The sequence below is a fragment of the Streptomyces sp. NPDC003943 genome (assembly GCF_053605265.1).
Map to the genome: position 1 here is coordinate 1 of NZ_JBSGIW010000122.1, position 17,700 is coordinate 17,700.

Consider the following 17,700-nt stretch of genomic DNA (forward strand, 5'->3'; position numbering starts at 1 on the left):
TTTGTGTGTTGTTAGGTGTATATTGTAGGAGTGCGGCGAGCGGTCGGTGCGGCCGCGGCGGGCGGGGCGGCCCCCCCCCCCCCCGCCGGGTCGTCTCGATTCGGTCGGTTCGGCCTGTCTCAGCCGGCGTCCCGCACCGTCCCGGTGAACTCCGGGCCCTGGACGGGCTCCCACTTCTCGTCGTACGTGAACAGCCGGGCCCGCAGCGACTCGTTCGGCTCCCGGACCGTGTCCTTGGCCGTGGGCACGGTCACGTCGGTGGAGGTCCGGCCGGCGGGGACGGAGAAGCCCAGGGGCGAGTCCGGTCCCGTCAGCGCGGACAGCGGCACCGCCGGGTCCGGTACGTGGCCGAAGTACTCCTCCAGCCAGCCCGGGTCGAGGTCCGCCGAGGTCAGCTCCGGAGCGCCGGTCACCGGCAGGAACGTGAACCCGCCCGTCACGTCGGCGTCGGCCGCCGCGGACAGCGTCACGCGCCAGGTCAGCTTGCCGCCCTCGGTGACGTCGGCCGCGACCGGGGTGAGCCGGACCTTCGGCATGGGGTCGTCGTTCTTCGCGGTCACACCGCCGTGGTGGGCGCCGACGACCGCGCCGTGCACCGCCTTGACGAAGGTGTCCTGCGAGACGTCGTACCCGAAGCGCGTGTTGCCGCGCACCTCGACCCTGACGTCGATGTCCTGGCGGCCCGGGCGGACCGTGACCAGGCGCGAGGCGATCTCGTCGGTGCCGGGCTTCGGCACGAACAGCCGGACCTGGCCGCTGCCCTTGCCGGACACCCGCACCGGGACGCGGTACGTGCGGACGCCGGAGTCGCCCTCCTTGACCGTCAGACGGCCGATGTCGACGCGCGGCAGCTCCGCCGCGGCGACCGCCGGCAGACCGGGGCGCCAGCCCCAGGCGTCCATCAGCCAGGCCCGGCCCGACCGGGCGCGCGGGGTGAGTTCGAGCGCGCTGATCTTCTTGAGGTCGAGGCGGGCCCGGGTGGCGGGGGACAGCGGGACGCGGACCTCGCGGGCCCAGAGCGCGGTGTTCCGGTCGCTGCCGGGCAGTCCGTCGACGCGGACCCGGCCGAGCGCCGCGCGGTGGCCCGAGGCGTCGGTCACGGCCACGTCGAACTCGGTGCCACTGGTGTTCGGCGGCACGAAGAGCCGCAGCGCGAGGGACTCGGCGCCGCTGAGCGCGACCGGGCGCGCGGAGCGCACGGTCACCGGAGTGCCCGGGCGGCTCCAGCGCAGGGCGATCGCGTCCCGTCCCGGCTCGCGCCCGGTCTCCCAGGACGCGAAGTGCGGCGACTGGCCGCCCTCGTCGGGCTTCAGGCAGGCCCGCGCGGGGTCCGGGTCGATCTGCGCGCACAGCCGGCCGGCGCCCGACACGGTGACCGAGGAGCCCGGCAGGAAGGCGGGCGTGCGCCGCCCGCCGACCGCGTGGCTGAGCACCCGCGCCGGGCCGGCCGAGGGCGCCCGGCGCCCGGTGCCGTCGAGCAGCGGGCGGACCCTGTCGTCGCCGTCGACGAACACCCGGGCCGCGGCCGCGATGTAGGTGGCGCCGGCGGTCTGCTGCTTCGCGGCGGTCAGCCGGGTCGCGGTGCCGGGGGAGCAGACCGGGTCGGTCGCTCCCGGCTCGGACCAGAAGTCGTCGTCGGCCGGCGCCTCGGCCTGCCCCGGCGTCCATTCGCTGTTGAAGAAGTTGTGGTTGGCGCCGACCACGTAGACCGCGCTGTGCAGCGCCGCGCCCTTGCTGACGCCCCGGGTGCCGTCGACGTAGATCTGGCCCTGGAGGTCGGACACGTCGCCGTCGCAGCCCGGCAGGATCGTCATGGACGGCACGTCCGGGACCGGGTTCTGACCGAAGATCGTGGGCCCGATCAGGACGTTGCCGCGGATCTTCCACCGGACGGGACCCCGGTAGCCGTCCTGGTCGGCCGCCGGCGGGTAGAGGCTGTCGAGCGCGGCCCGGTTGACGCCCTCGCCGCCTCGCGAGTGGCCGACGAGCAGCACCTTGGAGAGGTCGGCGGGCGCGGTGCCGCGCACGGCGGCCGGGGCCGTCTCCGGGTGCGCGGCCCAGTCGGCCCAGCGGGCGAGGTGGAGCCGGACCAGCGACGAGCGGGCCTGGGCGCCGCCGTCCTCGGCCAGGTAGTCCTGCCCGTTGATGCCGTTGGCGGAGATCGACAGGGTCACGTAGCCCTGCGAGGCGAGCAGCTTCTGGGCCGTCAGATAGCCCTGGTGGCTCGGGATCGGCTTCGTCCCGGCCGGGCAGGGCCACTCGCCGGTCGCCTGGTCGGTGCCCGGCTTGAAACAGGTGCCGTGCCGGCCGTGCAGGAAGAGCGCCACCGGACGCTTCCCCGGCGCGTTCGCCGGGCCGACGACGGTGGCGCGCATCTCGACGGGCGCGGGGAAGCCGGGCAGCTTCACGGACCGCAGGTCGTACTCGCCGCGCACGGTGCGGTAGTGACCGGGCACGCCGGGGTCCACCGGGTTCGCCGGCAGCGGCGTCTCCTGCCCCGCGGACGGGGCGAGCGGGCGGGTGGGGGCGAGTCGGGGTGCCCGGGCGTCGCCGGACCCGGCCGCGGGCGCGTCGAGGCGGCGGCCGGCGGCGGTCACGCTCAGCCGCGCCCCCTGGTCGACGGAGGTCTCGCCGAGCGTCAACCGAAACGTTTTTCCATCGGGTTGGGCCACCGGATGTCCGAGCAGCCGGTCGCCGTCCCGGAACTCGACCCGGGCATCGCCCATGGGTACGGGCTCCGGGGCCGTCCAGACCAGCTGCCGGCCCGCGCCGGTGCCGGTGAGCCGCCAGCCCCCGGGCAGGCCTGGCCCGCCGTCCGGCGACGCCGTCGGCGGGGTCGCCGCCGGCGTGTGCGGCGCCGGCTGCGCGGACGCGATGCCCGGCGCCGCCGCCGTCATGGCCAGTAACGCCACTGCGGTGGTCACTCCGCGTGTGACACGTATCAAAGCGGTCTTCCTCACGATCGGTTCTCGTGGGGAAACTCCTGGGACCCCCCGTCACCCGGTCTCCCGGGCATCACCGGCCCCCGGTTCCCCCCTCGCCCCGGGAGGACGGTGATGCCGGCCCGCGGGTTGCCTCGGCACGCCCCATGCCGCATCCCGTAGGGTCGGGAAATGGCCAAGTACTTCGACGTGCACCCGATCTCGCCGCAGCCCCGCACCATCGGCACGGTGGTCGACAGCCTCCGGGCCGACGCGCTGATCGCGTACCCCACCGACTCCTGCTTCGCGCTCGGCTGCCGGGTCGACAACCACGAGGGGCTGGACCGGATCCGCACCATCCGGCGCCTCGACGACCGCCACCACTTCACCCTGGTCTGTGAGAACTTCGCCCAACTCGGCCAGTTCGTGCGCTTCGACAACGACGTCTTCCGTGCCGTGAAGGCCGCGACCCCGGGCAGCTACACCTTCATCCTGCCCGCCACCAAGGAGGTCCCGCGCCGCCTCCAGCACCCCAAGAAGAAGACCGTCGGCGTCCGCATCCCCGACCACGCCGTCACGCTCTCGCTGCTCGCCGCACTCGGCGAACCCCTGGTCTCCAGCACCCTGCTGCTCCCGGACGAGGACGAGCCGATGACCCAGGGCTGGGAGATCAAGGAGCGCCTCGACCACGTCCTCGACGCCGTGGTCGACTCCGGCGACTGCGGCACGGAACCCACCACCGTCGTCGACTTCTCCAGCGGCGAGGCCGAGATCGTACGGCGCGGGGCGGGCGACCCGAGCCGCTTCGAGTGACGCCCCCGGGCGGCGGAAGCGGTCCGTCGGCGGTCCGACCAGTGGACCCGACCTGCTGCGATGTCGGTGCGGCGGGTTAGTGTGCAGTATCGGCGCAAGCGGAAGAGCGAAGAACGGAGGCCGACCATGGGCAGGAACCGTGCCGGCCGGCCGCCGGGCACCCGGACCAACGACGACGGGCTGACCCAGCGGCAGCAGCAGATCCTCGACATCATCCGCTCCCACACCCAGGACCACGGCTTCCCGCCGTCGATGCGGGAGATCGCGTCCGCCGCCGGTCTGCTCAGCACGTCCAGCGTGTCCCACCAGATCCGGGCCCTGGAGAAGAAGGGGTTCCTGCGCCAGGACCCGCAGCGCCCGCGCGCCTATGTGGTCGCCGACGCCGGGTCCGCCGCCGGCCCGGACGGCAGCCTGGCGGAGCGGCAGGCCGTGGCCGTGCCCCTGGTCGGCCGGATCGCGGCCGGTGTGCCCATCACCGCCGAGGAACTGGTGGAGGACACCCTGGTGCTGCCCGCCCAGGTCGTCGGCGCGGGCCGGCTCTTCGCCGTGACGGTCGTGGGCGACTCGATGCGGGGCGCGCACATCGAGGACGGCGACGTCGTGGTCGTCCGTGCCCAGGACACCGCCGACGACGGCGACATCGTCGCCGCCATGCTGGACGGCGAGGCCACCGTGAAGCGCCTCGCGCACGAGGGCCCGCACGTCTGGCTGATGCCGGCCAACCCGCGCTACGCGCCGATACCCGGCGACGACGCCGTGATCCTCGGCAAGGTCGTCTCGGTCTTCCGCACCCTCTGAGCCGCGCGCCGCCGGGCCGGACCCCGGTTCGGCGCAGCCCGGGTTCAGCTCAGCGCGGCCGCGGTCGGCACGACGATCCCGTACAGGTCGTCGACGGTCGCCAGCGCGCCGTCGTGCAGCTGCCGCGCCGACACCTCGGCGCCCGCCGTCGCCAGTGGCCGGGTCGCGCAGGCGTCGGCGACGACGGTCGGGCGGTTGCCGCGCAGGAAGGCGCCGGCCGTCGTGAAGGCCACGCACATGTGGGTCATGAAGCCGGCGACGACGACGTCCTTGTGCCCGGCGGCGTCCAGGTGCTCGCCCAGGTCGGTGCCCACGAAGGCGTCCGGCGCCGTCTTGACCACGACCCGCTCGCCCTCGGCCGGAGCCACCCGGGGGTGGATCTGCCCGATCTCGGCGCGGATGTCGTACGGGGTGCCCTCGCCGCCGTCGTTGACGACGTGCACCACGGTGGCGCCCGCGGCCCGGGCCCGGGCCAGCAGGTCGGCGGCGGCGTCCAGCGCGGCCTCCCAGCCGGTCAGCTCCATCACGCCGCGGGTGTAGGTGTTCTGGTAGTCGATCAGGATCAGCGTCGCGTCGGCCAGCGAGGCCGGGGTCTGGTCGAAGCCGTTGAGCGCGCGCAGGGTGGTGGAGGACATGACGCCCTTTCTCAGGGGGGTTCGGGAAGGGAACGCGGCCACCGGTCCGGTTCCGGACCCCGGTCGACCGCGCCCCTCCACGCTACGAACCACCCCGTGATGGCGGCAATGTCATGTGAGTTGCAGATCCGGACATCACCGGGAGGGTCGCTCCGGCGCCGGCGGGTCAGAGCTCCGACCAGTCGCCCTGGGCGACTTCGACGTCCCGGTGCAGCAGGGTGAGGCCCGCGGCCGCGGATCCGGCGGCGGTGCCGCACAGCAGCGCCATGGCGAGCAGCGCGGGCGCGAGCCGCCGCGTCGGCGCCCGGCCGAGCAGGGCCCTGACGCGCGCGGGTACGGGCCCGCCGACCGCCCGGGCCGCGAACGAGGGCGGATCGGTCCGGCCCTGGCCGGCGGCGAGCGCCGCCCGGCCGACGGCCCGCGCGGTCAGCCCGCGGTCCCCGGAGCGCCGGGCCGCCGCCTCGTCCGCGGCGCGCTCCGCCGCGTACGACACCTGCGGCAGCACGCCGCCGAGCGCGGGGTGGCACCAGCCGGCGAACCGGGCCGTGGCCAGGAAGACATGGTGGCGTCCGGCGAGATGGGCGCGCTCATGGGCGAGCAGGGCCTCGCGCTCGGGTGCGCTCAGGGCGCGCAGCATCCCGGAGGTCACGACGATCCGGTCCGGCCGGCGCCGGGTCCCGGGCAGCGCGTACGCGTCGGGGCGGGCGTCGTCGACGACGCACAGGCCGCCGGCGTGCGGCAGCCCGGCCACGTCCTCGTGCGCGGCCCGGAACCGTCGCGCCTCCGGGACCGCCCGGCGGACCGCGACGGCGGAGGTGACGGCGAGCGCCCCCGCGGCGAGCACGGACAGTCCGAGGACCAGGGTGCGCGGCCCGGTGTCCAGCGGCCGCACGAGCTCGGCCAGCCGCGCCAGCGGCGGCACGGCGAGGGCGAGCGGCAGCAGCAGCGCGCCCAGGCAGGCGACGACCCCGAGGGCGAGGGCGCCGGCCGCACCGGTGACCGTCCACAGCGCGATGTCGGGCCGCACCCGCTCGGCCACCCGGCGGGCCAGCGGCGGCAGCCCCCACGGCAGGAGCAGCGGGAGCAGCAGCAGGGGGAGCGGTGCCAGGGCCGGCAGCGCCGGTACGGTCACGATCCGCCGCCCTCCAGGAGGCGCCGCAGCTCGGCCTCGTCCGCGGGGCTCAGCCCCTCGACGAAGCGCGCCAGGACCATGCCGCGGTCGGCGTCCTGGTCCAGCTCGCGGTGCATCCGGCGGGCGGTCAGCCCATGGGAGTCCTCGATCGGGTGATAGACGAAGCCGCGCCCGGCCGGGCTGCGGTCGATCGCACCCTTCTCGTACAGCCTGGCGAGGAGCGTCGCCACCGTGGTGCGGGCGAGCGGCTGCGGTAGCGCGGACCTGACCTGGGCGGCCGTCTGCGGGCCGCCGGCCGCCCAGAGCGCCGCGAGCACGCTGGCCTCCAGCTCGCCCGAGGGGCGCCGCTCGTTCTCCGTCTCCGCCATGGAACCTTCGTCTCCGGATGTTCGTCTACAGTGAAGTAGACCGACTACTGTTCTGTAGACAGAGGATACGTGGTCGCCACCCACCGCCCACCCGGGCCTGCCCGGCCGCCGTACCCAGAGCCAGAACGACCGGATCGATCAGAACGAAGGGCCGAGCCGATGCCCCTGCCGCTCCTCGCCGCAGCCCCACCGCTCACCGCGCTCGCGGTGAACCCGCTGGACGCGCACTCCCTGCTGGCCACCTTCGGCACGCTCGGCATCGCGTTCGTCCTGTTCGCCGAGACCGGCCTGCTCATCGGCTTCTTCCTGCCGGGCGACTCGCTCCTCTTCACCGCGGGGCTGCTCTGCGCGGGCTCCGCCACCGCGCCCGGCCACCTCTCGCTGCCGTGGGTGCTGCTCGCCGCCGTCACGGGCGCGCTCGCCGGCGCCCAGACCGGCTACCTCCTCGGCCGCCGCGCCGGACCGGCCTTCCTGGCCAGGACCGGGTCCCGCAAGATCGCCGAGGGCACGGCCAGAGCCGGCGAGATCCTGGAGCGGTACGGCCACGCGAAGGCGATCGTCCTCGCCCGCTTCCTGCCGATCGTGCGCACGGTGCTCAACCCGCTCGCCGGAGTCCTCGCCGTCCCGGCCCGCACCTTCGCGCTCTGGCAGGTGCTCGGCGGGCTGCTGTGGACCGTCGGCGTGACCCTCGCCGGATACGGGCTCGGCGCGTCGGTGCCGAGCATCGACCGCTATCTGCTGCCCGTCATCGGCCTGGTCGTCGTGGTGTCGCTGATCCCCGTCGCCCTGGAAGTGCGCCGGGCCCGCCAGACCCGCCGCGCCGAAGGGGGAGTCTGACCGGTGTTCCTCGCCACCCCCGCCATCCCCGCGATCCCCCTGCCCGTCCCCGCCCTCGCGCCCCTGGCGGCTCCCGCGCCCGGCACCTCCCCCGACGGGAGCTCCTTCGACGGGGCCGGCATCGACGGGCCGGTGTACCTCGACGTCGTCCACGCGGCCCAGGCCGCGCCCGGCTGGTTCGACCGGGCCGTCGGCGCCTACTCCACCTACGGGCTCGTCGTCTTCGCCGCGCTCATGGTGTACGGCTGGTGGCGGGCGCGCGGCCGGGGCGACCGGGACCGGGCGGTGCAGGCGCTGGCCGCGCCCGTGCTCACGGCCGTGGCCTTCCTGGTGAGCGCCGGCGCGCTGAAGCCGCAGGTGCGCGAGCTGCGGCCCTGTCAGTCGCTGCACGTGGTCACCCTGGAGGCGTGCCCGGCGGTCGGCGACTGGTCGTTCCCGAGCAACCACGCCACCATCGCCGCCGCCGCGGCGGTCGCCCTCTGGTTCGTCTCGGCCCGACTCGGCCTGGTCGCCGGCGTCTGCGCGCTCGCGATGGCCGCCTCACGGGTGTGGGTGGGCGCCCACTACCCACACGACATCGCCGCCGGACTCGCCGTCGGCGCCGCTGTCGCGGCGTCGCTCGGGCTGCTCGTCCGAGGCTTCGCCCCGGCCCTGGCCGGTCTGATCCCCGGCCCGGTCAGGACGTTCGCTCTGGGCCCTGCCCGGGAGGCGTCTGCTTGACCTGGTAGGTGGCCCGGGGCTCGGTGTCCGCCGTGCCGTCCTTCACCGCCCGGGCCTCGCTCCTGAGGATGCGCGCCGACTTGCCCGCGCTGCGGGCGAGGTCCGGCAGCTTCTTCGCGCCGATCACCACGATGGCGATGAGCAGCAGAATCGCCATCTCGCTCAAACCGAACACGGTCAGTCCTCCCAGCCCTCGTCGTCAGCCTCGTCGTAAACCGCGAGCGGATCCAGGCCGCCCTTGTCGCGGGCCCCGGCGACCCCGAGCGCGGTGCGGACGCCGAGCACGACGCCGAGGCCCTGCCCGTACAGCTCGGTGACCGGCGTCTCCCAGGGGAGCGGGAACGGGAACGGGACGGTGTGCTGCTCGTGCGCGCCGAGCCGGAAGCCGCCGCCGACACCGAGTGAACCGAGCAGCCTCTTGAACACCATCGTGGCGTCCACCCCTCCGTCACGTGCCGAACAAGCCGATGCACTGCGTGCTTTCCGCGCGCCGCGGTTCCTTCTACGAGACTGTAGAGCATCCCTGGTCCCCGCCGCCTTGCCCTCTCTTCGAACAGGTACGCTGCCGCGCGTAGCAGCGGCAAACGGAGGGAACGATTCGGCTCATGCGGCGTCAGAAGAGCAGGCACATAACGGCAATGGTCGCGGCGGTACTGCTCGCCGCCACGGGATGCGCGGGTCAGGGTGACGGCCCGTCGGGGCCGGACGCCAAGGGCAAGGGACGGGGCACGGCCGGACCCGCCCGCCCCGGCGGGGCGACCCCCGCAGGCGAACCCACCGGTGCGCCCACCGGAGCTCCCGGCGGCCGTGCCTCGGCCGGCGACGGCACGCTCCCCGGCATGCCGACCGCCGCGCAGGCCCGCACCCGGCTCGCCGGCCTCAAGGTGGCCCCGCAGGGCTCCATGACCGGCTACAGCCGTGACAGGTTCCCGCACTGGGCCGAGCAGGGCGACAGCTGCAACACCCGTGAGACCGTGCTCGCGCGCGACGGCAAGGACGTCAAGCGCGACGCCGAATGCCGCGCCGTCTCCGGCACCTGGGTCAGCGCCTACGACGGCAAGACCTTCACCAAGGCGTCCGGCCTGGACATCGACCACACCGTACCGCACGCCAACGCCTGGCGCTCCGGTGCGAGCGGCTGGACCACGGAGCAGCGCAAGGCGTTCGCCAACGACCTCACCCACCCCCAGCTCCTCTCCGTCTCGGCCGTCTCCAACCGGTCCAAGGGCGACCAGGGCCCCGACGAGTGGCAGCCGCCGCTGAAGTCCGACTGGTGCGCGTACGGCAGGGCCTGGACCTCCGTGAAGTCCACCTACGGCCTGTCGGTGACCGCCGCCGAGAAGACGATGCTCGGAAGGATGCTGGACACCTGCGGCTCCTGACCGGATGGTCCGGATCCGGCTGACCGGAATCGGCCCGTTCAAACACCACCATTCGCGCCGCCGCCGGGACCTCGTTCCTGGGGGCGGCCGCCGCGCATTATGGGGGCTGATCTCCCATGTGCGAGTGGATCGCGCCGAGTTGACTGGCGCATGCCGAACGGCGGGCCGGACCGGCCGGCCGACCGGCACCGTCATCCACTCACATGCGAAGGAGACCGCTCATGAGCAGCGTCCTGAAGCTCCAGAACATCGAGGCGACCGTCGTCACCGGCAGCGCCGCCGTCATCAGCGTCACCAGCTCCTCCAGCTCGTGCTGCAAGGCCGACGAGACCGGCCCGCAGCCGGAGTAGTCATCCGAGGGTGATCCGCGCGGGGGTGTACACGGACGCCCCCGCGCGGATCCCGTGCGTCCGCGCCGACCACAAAGGCTGTCGCGTGCCGAACGGCGGGCCGGACCGGCCGGCCGACCGGCACCGTTATCCACTCGCATCCGAAGGAGACGGCTCATGAGCAGCGTCCTGAAGCTCCAGAACATCGAGGCGACTGTCTCCACCATCGCCGGCGTCACCAGCTGCACCAGCTCCGCCAGCAGCTGCTGCAACAAGGACGACAGCGAGCCGCAGCCGGAGTAGTAACCCGGCGGAGATCCGCACGGGGGCGCACACCCGCCCCCGTGCGGATCCCGTGCGTCCACACCGACCACAAGGGCTGAACAGAGGCTGAGATGCGCAACGAACGATGGGTCAACCGCTTCCTCTACGCGTGGAACAACACGCTGTCCTTCGACCCGCTCGACGTCCACTACGTCCCGCGGGAGGACCACTTCCTCGCCGGGCTCGACGAGCGGATCCGGGCCCGGTTCACACGCAGCGGCATCTGGTGGAGCCACCGGCTCGACCCGGACCTGCCGGCGCAGGGCTGGAAGATCCACGTGTCCGCGTCCCATCGCACCGTGCGCGAGACCGCGGCGACCGTCATCGGCCATCTCACCGAGCACGAGATCGACTTCAAGATCGCCCTCGACCTCAACATCTTCGAGATGCTCAACTCCAAGGGCATGCACCGGGGCAGCGGCGGCAAGCTCGTCACGATCTACCCGCGCGACGAGCACCGCTTCCGGACGGTCCTCGCGGACCTCGCCCGGCTCCTGGACGGCGCGGAGGGCGCGTACGTCCTCTCCGACCTGCGCTACCGCGACAACAAGGCGCTGTACTTCCGCTACGGCCAGTTCCTCCCCACCCACACCGTCGACGCCCTCGGCCGGCGCGTCCCGCACATCACCGGCCCCGACGGCGCGCCCGTCCCCGACAGCCGGCGGCCCGGCCAGGCCCACCCGGACTGGGTGGCGTGGCCGTTCGACGACTGGAAGCCCGAGGACTACGACGACGAGGACGGCGACGGGCTGCTCGGCGGGCGCTTCCGGGTGACCGGGGCCATCCAGTTCTCCAACGCCGGCGGCGTCTACACCGCCGAGGACACCGCCGACGGCGACCGCAAGGTGGTCCTCAAGGAGGCCCGCCCGCACACCAACCCCAACCCGCGGCAGGACCACGACGCCGTCGACATCCTCGCCCGCGAGTGGACCTTCCTGGAGCGGCTCGCCGACACCGGCCGCTTCCCCGTCCCCATCGCGAAGTTCCAGCACTGGGAACACCATTTCATCGCCGAGGAGTTCGTAGAGGGCACCGACATCCGCTCGGTGCTCCTGGTACGCAACCCGCTCGCCCGGCCCGGCTTCGACGTCGAGAAGTCCAAGGACTTCCTGCGGATTTACCTCGCCGTCTTCCGCAGCCTCGCCCGGGCCGTGCGCGCCGCCCACGAACGCGGTGTCATCCTCGGCGACCTCACCGCCGCCAACCTGCTCATCGACCCCGACACGCACGAGGTGACGGTCGTCGACCTGGAAGCCTGCCGGCTCGCCCGCACGGCGGGCGCACCGGACGGCCACGGCCAGGACGGCCTGGACCGGCCCGTCGAGCTCTTCACGCCCGGCTTCAGCCTCTCCAAGCACACCTACAAGGTGCACGGCTTCGAGGGCGACCTCTACGCGCTCGCCACCACCATGGCGTACTTCGTCTTCCCCATCGCCGCCATGTCGTACCTCCGTGAGAACGTCCTCGACACCTTCCGCCTCTACTTCGACGGTCTCGGCTGGCCGCCCCGCGTCCACGAGCTGGTCACCGACCTCGCCGCGGCCCGCATCACGCCCACCGAGCTCATCGAGGCACTCGACGACGACCAGAGCCTCATCGACCAGGTGCGCACCCCGAGCCCCCGGACCGTCGACCCCGCCGCGCTGGTTCGGGCCGAGGAAGGCGTGGCCGCCTTCGCCGGCGCCGTCGCCGACACCGGACGCGCCACGCTCTTCCCCGTCGACCCGTTCGCGCACGTCACCAACCCGCTCAGCCTCGGCTTCGGCGCGAGCGGCGTGCTGTGGTCGCTGCACGCCTCGGGTCAGCCCGTACGCCCCGAGTGGCGGGAGTGGCTGCGCGAGCGGCTGGCCGGAATCGATCTGGGCGCCTACCCGGACGGGCTGATGAGCGGACTCGCCGGCATCGCCTGGGCCGCCGACACCCTCGGCCTGCGCACCGAGGCCAGGGAGCTGCTCGCGCACGCCAACCGGCGCGCCCACGCGCCGGGCGCGGAGCCCGACCACACCTTCTACTACGGTCTCGCCGGCCTCGGCATGACCAACCTCCGCTTCCACCTCCACGGCGGACGGCACTCCGACGGCATCGACCACCTCGCCGCGGCCCGGGCCTGCGCGCAGGTGCTGTGCGACACCGCGCGGCGCGAGGACGGGCACGCCTACTGGCTCAACTCCTTCTCGCCCGAACGGCCGCTGACCGGCCTCGGCTTCGGGCAGGCCGGAGTGGCGCTGTTCCTGCTGCGGATGAGCCAGGTCACCGGCGAGAAGCGGTACCGGCGGCTCGGCCGCGAGGCGCTCGCCTGGGAGATGAACCACGCCAGGCCCATCGACGACGAGGGCGGGCCGGTCATGTTCGAGCACGAGGGCACCATGGAGCCCTACGTCGAGGTCGGCTCGGCGGGCGTCGCGCAGGTCCTGCTGCGCTACGGCGACCTGGACGCCGCCCGGGAGGTGCTGCGCGGCCTGGACGTGGGCCACTCCGTGCTGCCCGGCTACTGCTTCGGCATGAGCGGCATCGCCGACGCCCTGATGGACGCCGCCGAGTTCACCGGCGACCCCGGCTACCGCGAAACGGCAATGCGCCAGCTCGACTACGTCCGCCGGGTCTTCCTCTTCGAGCCCGCCGACCGCTTCCGGGTACCCGTCGGCGAGGGCCCCGCCCCGCTCGGCGTGCCCGGCGAGGGCCTGCTGCGCTGCGCCACCGACTACCTCACCGGCTCGGCGGGCGTGCTGCGCGTGCTGAACCGGGCCAACCACGGCGGGCGGCCCGACTTCCTCCTCGACGAGGTCGGCTGGGCCGACGGGGCCGACCAGGCCGGCCGGGCCCGCGGGGCGACCCGGTGAACCAGCTCTGGCGCACCCTGCACGGCCACCGCGCCCCGTACGCCGCCATCGTCGCGGCCGGCGCCGCCAGCGCCGGCGTCGAGGCTCTGGTCCACCCGCTGCTGCTCAAGGCCCTGTTCGACCAGGCGATCATGACCGCCGACTTCCGCCGGTTCGTCTTCCTCGGCGCCTGCTACCTGGTGCTCGGGCTCGCCCTCAACCTCACCGGCTACGCGATCGCCTGCTGGCGCAAACGCTTCGAGAACGGCGTCGTCCTCGCCCTGGAGAGCGAACTCCTCGCACGCACCCTCGGCCTCGACGGCCGCCGCCACGCCGAGAGCGGCCACGCCTCCTACGTCAGCCGCATCCACAACGACGTCCGCGAGGGCGTCCTGCCGGCGATCGACGTGGCCGTCCGCATCGCCCGCCAGGCCGTCTCCTCCACCGTCTTCCTCGGTGTGCTGCTCTACCTGTCCTGGCAGGCCAGCCTGATCCTGCTGGTGATCGTGCCGCCGCTGGTCCTGGTCAGCAACCGGCTCGCCAAGCGCATCGCCAAGAACACCGAGGCCGAGCGCGAGGCCGAGGCGCGCTACGTCAACACCCTCACCCGCACCCTCGAAGCCTTCCACGCCCTGCGCGGCCTGTCCGCGCTGCTCCCCGGCACCCGCGCCGCCAACCGGGAGGCCCTCGGCGGCTTCCTCGGCATCACCTTCACCAACTACCGCCTGGGACAGCGGCAGCGCACCCTGAGCGACCTCGTGATGAACCTGTCCGACACGGCGTCCATGGTGATCGGCGCGTTCTTCGTCTTCTCCGGCCGGATGTCGTTCGGCAGCTTCCTCGCCTTCGTCAACTCCCTGTGGCGGGCCGTCACCGGCCTCTTCGACCTGGTCAACATGATCCCGCAGACCCGCCGCAGCACCGCCGTCCTGCAGCGCATCGAGTCCCTGCGCGCCTCGCACCCGGCCCCGTACCACGAGGAGGGCGCGCTGGTACGGGTCCGGGGCGCGCGCATCCGGTACGACTCCACCGAGGGGGCGGCCGGCGACACGGGCGGCGGCGGGGCGACCGTCGCCCTGCCCGACTTCGAGCTGCGGCCCCGCGAACACGCCCTGCTGCGCGGCCCCAACGGCTGCGGCAAGACCACCCTGCTGCACGTCATCGCGGGCACCCTCGCCCCCGACACCGGCACGGTCACCCTGCCGCCGCGCGTCGCCGCCCTCACCACCCCGGTCGACCTGCCGCCGCTGCCGGTACGCGAGCTGGTCACGGACCCGGCCCTGCGCACCGCCCTCGACCTCGACGCCCTCGCCGGCCACCTGCCCTCCGACCTGTCCTCGGGCCAGCGCCAGCGCGTCGGCATCGCGGCGCTGCTCGCCGAGGACGCCGACGTCTACCTCGCCGACGAGCCCTTCGCCAACCTCGACGACACCGGCCGCGCCCTGGTCCTGCGCCTGCTGCGCGAACGCATCGCGGGCCGCGCCCTGCTGGTCGTGCACCACGGCGACGAGGACCTCGACCGGGCCTTCGACCGGGTGGTGCGGCTGGGGCCCGCCCGGCGGATCATGGCCGGTGCCGCGACGCCCGGCCACGCCGCCGAACCGCCCGAATAGCTCCACCGGCAAGGCACTCCGGCGCCTCGCCCTCGTTCTCCCCCGGCCCTGACGGGCCGGGGGAGATTTCGCGCACGGGGGGCCTCACGGGCGAAGCCTTGAGGGAGCCGCGGCCTGTCCGGCCCTGAACGGCCGGACAGGCCCTGCCGTGCTGCGGGCCGGTGTCAGCAGCTCACGGGGCCGCCGCCCCGGCCACCAGCTCGCGGGCGGCCGAGGCGAACGCCTGCCGGTTGGGGTGGCCGGTCTTCTGCAGGAGGCTCGCCACGTGCTTCTCGACCGTGCGCGGCGAGATGTGCAGCCGGCCCGCGATGTCCTGGTTGCCGAACCGCTCCGCGAGCAGCCGCGCCACCTCGAACTCGCGCACCGTGATCCCGTGCCGCCGCAGTCCCGCCGGTACCCGCTCGGTCCCCGAACGCCGCTGCCGCACCGGCGCCCCCATCCCGCGCAGCAGCGCCCGGCAGGCGCCCGCGACCGCGGGCAGCCCCGCGCCGTGGAAGTGCTCCTCGGCCTCGCGCAGCCAGTCGACCGGCGCGCCCCAGCCGTCCTCGTACGCCGCCCGCGCCACAAGCCGCAGCCCCAGATGCCGGGCCACGGGATACGGCTCCGCCGCGTCGAGCGCCGCCCGGGCGGCGGCCGTCGCCTCGCCCGGCCGGCCCTCCCGGCCGAGCAGCACCGCGTGGGCCAGACCGGTGAACGGCCGGTTCCAGTGCGCCCGGGCCGCGCCCGCCGCCACCGCGCCGTTCAGCGCCTGCCCTTCGGATCCTGCCGGGCTCGCGGCTCCTGGCACGCCCGCCCCCTGATCCGGCCCGGTCCAGAACGCGGGCCCCAGGTGCGGTCGCCCCATGCGCCCCGCGAGGACGCCGAGCAGCACCGCCGGTCCGTACCGGCCGAAGTCGCCGGTCGCCGGATTCTCCGTGTCGTACGCGACGGCCTGCGCGAACTCCCGCTCCGCGGCCTCGTGGTCCTCCTCCAGGAGCGAGCAGAACGCCCGCGCGAGCCCGTACTCGCGCGCCCGCACCCCGGGCGCCGCGTCCACCAGCGGCGCGAGGCGCGTCAGGGCCTCGCCCAGCTCGGGCCGCCGGCCCTGATGGGCGCGACGCACGGCCTCCGCGAGCCGCCACCGCGCCTCGGCCCGGCCCAGACCGTGCCGGGACGCCTCGGCGACGCCGTCGCGGATCAGCTCACCGGCCGCCGTGAACGCCCCGCGTCTGATCCGGTCGAGCGCCAGGGCGTATCCGGTCTCGTGCACGACCGGCAGCAGCCCCGCCCCGGCCGCCTCCCGGCGGGCCTGCTCGACGGCGGCCGTCAGTCCGTCGGACCGCAGGGCGAGCCGGGCCAGACAGGAGTCGGCGGCGATGCGGAGCGGGCCGAGGCCGTGCGCGACGGCAAGGCGCCGGGCCCGTACGAAGGCGTCCGTGGCGGCCTGCTCGTCGCGGTCCGCGGTGAGCCGGCCGAGCGCGAGCAGGGCGCGCCCGGCGGCCTCGGGCAGTCCGGCGGCGTGCGCCGTCTCGGCCGCGCGGCGCGCGGCGCCGGCGGCGGTCCGCAGCCGTCCGGGCGCGACCCGGCCCGGCTCCACGTGCGCGGCGGCCAGCTCCACGACGGCCGTGCGGTCGTCGTCGGTGCCGTCCCCGAGGAGCCAGCGCGCGACGTCCAGCTCCCGCACGGCCTGGGACGGGCGTCCGGCGAGCCCGTGCAGCTCGGCGAGCCGGGCGTGCAGGGTGGCGCGGAGCGGCTCCGGAGCCGGGCCGGCCGGGTCGGACGGGCGGCTCTCCGGGACGGCCGCCGCGGAGGCGCCCCCGGATCCGGGCCGCTCGACGGCGAGCCGGTCCGTCACACACGCGGGCAGGGCGTCGAGCCGGCCCGTGTGGAGCGCGGTGTCCAGGAGCCGGTCGAGGACGAGGGCGTGCGGCCCGGGTGCCGTGGCCGGGTCGAGCAGATCGTGGGCCCGGCGCAGCAGTTCCAGGGCGCGGCCGGGCCGGTTCCCGGTCGTCGCCCGGTCGGCCGCCTCGGCGTAGTGCCGGGCGGCCCGCGCCGGCTCGCCGGCCCGCTCGTGGAGTTCGGCGGCGTGGGCACACCACGCGCCGGGCAGCCCCGGGTGCAGTTCGGCGAGAGCCCGCGCCGCCCTTCGCGCGAGGCCGGTCCGCTCGCCCGGCGCGAGGCCCTCGCACACGGCCCGGGCGGCCAGCGGCGGATGGAAGGCGTACCACTCCGGCTCCGCCGGGTCCGGCACGAGTAACGAGGCGTCGACCGCGGCACCGAGCACCGCCGCGACCTCGCCGTCCGCGCGGGCGGCCGCGCGGCGCACGACGGGCACGGGGAACCGCTCCCCGAACAGGGCGGCCAGGCCGAGGACTTCGCCGCCGAGCGGACCGAGCCGGGCGACCCGGCCGCGTACGCACTCGGCCACGGCGACGGGCAGGGCGCCCTGCGGGGCCCGCGCCAGCTCCCGTACGTAGAAGGGGACTCCGGCGCTGTCATGGAGCACCCGTCGCACGGCGGCGGGGTCGGCGCCCGGCATCAGGTGCCGCACGTCCTCCAGGGCCAGCGGTGTCGGTTCGATCGTGGCGGCGGTCCCGCTCCGCCGCGCCCGGGTCACGAGCGCGGTGGCCGGTCCCGGCTGCCTCCCCGTGGTGAGCAGCAGCGCGACGGGCAGCGGGCCGAGGTGGTCCAGGAGGTACTCGACGACCGCGAGGGTGCCGGTGTCGGCCGCGTCCAGGTCGTCCAGGACGAGCAGGGACCCTCGTCCCCGGCCCGTCACGGCGAGCAGTCGAAGCACCGCCTCCGCGGCCACCAGCGGGGACACGGCGGCGGCCCCCGTACCCGCCGTGCCGTCCATCAGCCGGGCCAGCACCGGCCCGTACCGCCCCAACTCCGCCGGATCCGGGTCCGCTTCGTCCCGGCCGAGGGTCAGCAGCGCCTCGGTCAGCGGACGGTACGGCAGGTCCGACGGCGTCACCGTCGCGGCTCGCCCCCGGGCCGTCACCATGCCCGCCGTCGCGAATTCGTTCG

At 74.8% G+C, this 17,700-nt stretch carries 15 protein-coding genes and 1 pseudogene; 9 read left to right on the forward strand and 7 right to left on the reverse strand.

Annotation, left to right across the window (positions count from 1 at the left end):
- Positions 1–119: 119 nt before the first annotated feature.
- Positions 120–2,945, reverse strand: a complete 2,826-nt coding sequence (locus ACWEV0_RS32820) for a hypothetical protein (RefSeq protein WP_453153378.1) — start codon at positions 2,943–2,945, stop codon at positions 120–122.
- 168 nt (positions 2,946–3,113) lie between these two features.
- On the opposite strand from ACWEV0_RS32820, the gene ACWEV0_RS32825 reads away from it, so the two are divergent.
- Together ACWEV0_RS32825 and lexA are read left to right on the forward strand one after the other, a co-directional pair.
- Positions 3,114–3,734 carry an L-threonylcarbamoyladenylate synthase gene (locus tag ACWEV0_RS32825; protein WP_403790301.1) on the forward strand — a complete coding sequence of 207 codons (621 nt, stop codon included), beginning with the start codon at positions 3,114–3,116 and terminating at the stop codon, positions 3,732–3,734.
- Between the two features lie 126 nt (positions 3,735–3,860).
- Positions 3,861–4,532 (forward strand): transcriptional repressor LexA, encoded by a 672-nt coding sequence (gene lexA, locus ACWEV0_RS32830; RefSeq protein ID WP_453153380.1) that lies wholly within the window; start codon positions 3,861–3,863, stop codon positions 4,530–4,532.
- 44 nt (positions 4,533–4,576) lie between these two features.
- Here lexA and ACWEV0_RS32835 read toward each other — a convergent pair whose 3' ends face one another.
- The 3 genes from ACWEV0_RS32835 to ACWEV0_RS32845 form a co-directional block, all read right to left on the reverse strand.
- Complete coding sequence (locus ACWEV0_RS32835; protein ID WP_453153382.1) at positions 4,577–5,167, reverse strand: isochorismatase family protein; 591 nt, start codon at positions 5,165–5,167, stop codon at positions 4,577–4,579.
- A 166-nt stretch (positions 5,168–5,333) separates the two neighbouring features.
- Positions 5,334–6,299: a M48 family metalloprotease gene (locus ACWEV0_RS32840; protein WP_453153384.1), complete on the reverse strand. Its 966-nt coding sequence runs from the start codon at positions 6,297–6,299 to the stop codon at positions 5,334–5,336.
- Positions 6,296–6,667 (reverse strand): BlaI/MecI/CopY family transcriptional regulator, encoded by a 372-nt coding sequence (locus ACWEV0_RS32845; RefSeq protein WP_453153386.1) that lies wholly within the window; start codon positions 6,665–6,667, stop codon positions 6,296–6,298. The genes ACWEV0_RS32840 and ACWEV0_RS32845 overlap by 4 nt, the downstream gene beginning before the upstream one ends.
- A gap of 159 nt (positions 6,668–6,826) precedes the next feature.
- Between ACWEV0_RS32845 and ACWEV0_RS32850 the strand changes: the two genes are divergently transcribed.
- Both ACWEV0_RS32850 and ACWEV0_RS32855 read left to right on the forward strand, forming a co-directional pair.
- Positions 6,827–7,504, forward strand: a complete 678-nt coding sequence (locus ACWEV0_RS32850) for a DedA family protein (RefSeq protein ID WP_453153388.1) — start codon at positions 6,827–6,829, stop codon at positions 7,502–7,504.
- Between the two features lie 63 nt (positions 7,505–7,567).
- Positions 7,568–8,224 carry a phosphatase PAP2 family protein gene (locus tag ACWEV0_RS32855; protein ID WP_453153403.1) on the forward strand — a complete coding sequence of 219 codons (657 nt, stop codon included), beginning with the start codon at positions 7,568–7,570 and terminating at the stop codon, positions 8,222–8,224.
- On the opposite strand, the gene ACWEV0_RS32860 is transcribed toward ACWEV0_RS32855, so the two are convergent.
- The gene (locus tag ACWEV0_RS32860) at positions 8,181–8,399 is read right to left on the reverse strand and encodes a twin-arginine translocase TatA/TatE family subunit (RefSeq protein WP_453153390.1); all 219 of its coding nucleotides are present in this window, start codon (positions 8,397–8,399) and stop codon (positions 8,181–8,183) included. The genes ACWEV0_RS32855 and ACWEV0_RS32860 overlap by 44 nt on opposite strands.
- A gap of 38 nt (positions 8,400–8,437) precedes the next feature.
- Positions 8,438–8,632 (reverse strand): annotated as a pseudogene (locus ACWEV0_RS32865) (sporulation protein); the annotation flags it as partial.
- Positions 8,633–8,829: 197 nt separating this feature from the next.
- On the opposite strand from ACWEV0_RS32865, the gene ACWEV0_RS32870 reads away from it, so the two are divergent.
- From ACWEV0_RS32870 to ACWEV0_RS32890, 5 genes are all read left to right on the forward strand, one after another.
- Positions 8,830–9,606, forward strand: coding sequence for a GmrSD restriction endonuclease domain-containing protein (locus ACWEV0_RS32870; protein ID WP_453153392.1), 777 nt, complete (start codon positions 8,830–8,832; stop codon positions 9,604–9,606).
- 221 nt (positions 9,607–9,827) lie between these two features.
- A complete protein-coding gene (locus ACWEV0_RS32875) occupies positions 9,828–9,956 on the forward strand; it encodes a class III lanthipeptide (protein WP_453153394.1) in 129 nt (42 codons plus the stop codon).
- Between the two features lie 156 nt (positions 9,957–10,112).
- Positions 10,113–10,238 (forward strand): class III lanthipeptide, encoded by a 126-nt coding sequence (locus ACWEV0_RS32880; RefSeq protein WP_453153396.1) that lies wholly within the window; start codon positions 10,113–10,115, stop codon positions 10,236–10,238.
- 92 nt (positions 10,239–10,330) lie between these two features.
- A complete protein-coding gene (lanKC, locus tag ACWEV0_RS32885) occupies positions 10,331–13,099 on the forward strand; it encodes a class III lanthionine synthetase LanKC (RefSeq protein WP_453153398.1) in 2,769 nt (922 codons plus the stop codon).
- Entirely contained in the window at positions 13,096–14,691 is a 1,596-nt protein-coding gene (locus tag ACWEV0_RS32890; protein ID WP_453153400.1) for an ATP-binding cassette domain-containing protein, read from the forward strand. The genes lanKC and ACWEV0_RS32890 overlap by 4 nt, the downstream gene beginning before the upstream one ends.
- A gap of 172 nt (positions 14,692–14,863) precedes the next feature.
- Here ACWEV0_RS32890 and ACWEV0_RS32895 read toward each other — a convergent pair.
- On the reverse strand, positions 14,864–17,700 hold a 2,837-nt coding region (locus ACWEV0_RS32895), incomplete at its 5' end, for a LuxR C-terminal-related transcriptional regulator (RefSeq protein WP_453153402.1).

What these genes read in the sequence shown, in the direction of transcription:
- ACWEV0_RS32835 (WP_453153382.1), bottom strand. Translation starts at nt 5,167, where the DNA reads ATGTCCTCCACCACCCTGCGCGCGCTCAACGGCTTCGACCAGACCCCG.
- lanKC (WP_453153398.1), top strand. Translation starts at nt 10,331, where the DNA reads ATGCGCAACGAACGATGGGTCAACCGCTTCCTCTACGCGTGGAACAAC.
- ACWEV0_RS32880 (WP_453153396.1), top strand. Translation starts at nt 10,113, where the DNA reads ATGAGCAGCGTCCTGAAGCTCCAGAACATCGAGGCGACTGTCTCCACC.
- ACWEV0_RS32875 (WP_453153394.1), top strand. Translation starts at nt 9,828, where the DNA reads ATGAGCAGCGTCCTGAAGCTCCAGAACATCGAGGCGACCGTCGTCACC.
- ACWEV0_RS32850 (WP_453153388.1), top strand. Translation starts at nt 6,827, where the DNA reads ATGCCCCTGCCGCTCCTCGCCGCAGCCCCACCGCTCACCGCGCTCGCG.
- ACWEV0_RS32825 (WP_403790301.1), top strand. Translation starts at nt 3,114, where the DNA reads ATGGCCAAGTACTTCGACGTGCACCCGATCTCGCCGCAGCCCCGCACC.
- lexA (WP_453153380.1), top strand. Translation starts at nt 3,861, where the DNA reads ATGGGCAGGAACCGTGCCGGCCGGCCGCCGGGCACCCGGACCAACGAC.
- ACWEV0_RS32870 (WP_453153392.1), top strand. Translation starts at nt 8,830, where the DNA reads ATGCGGCGTCAGAAGAGCAGGCACATAACGGCAATGGTCGCGGCGGTA.
- ACWEV0_RS32845 (WP_453153386.1), bottom strand. Translation starts at nt 6,667, where the DNA reads ATGGCGGAGACGGAGAACGAGCGGCGCCCCTCGGGCGAGCTGGAGGCC.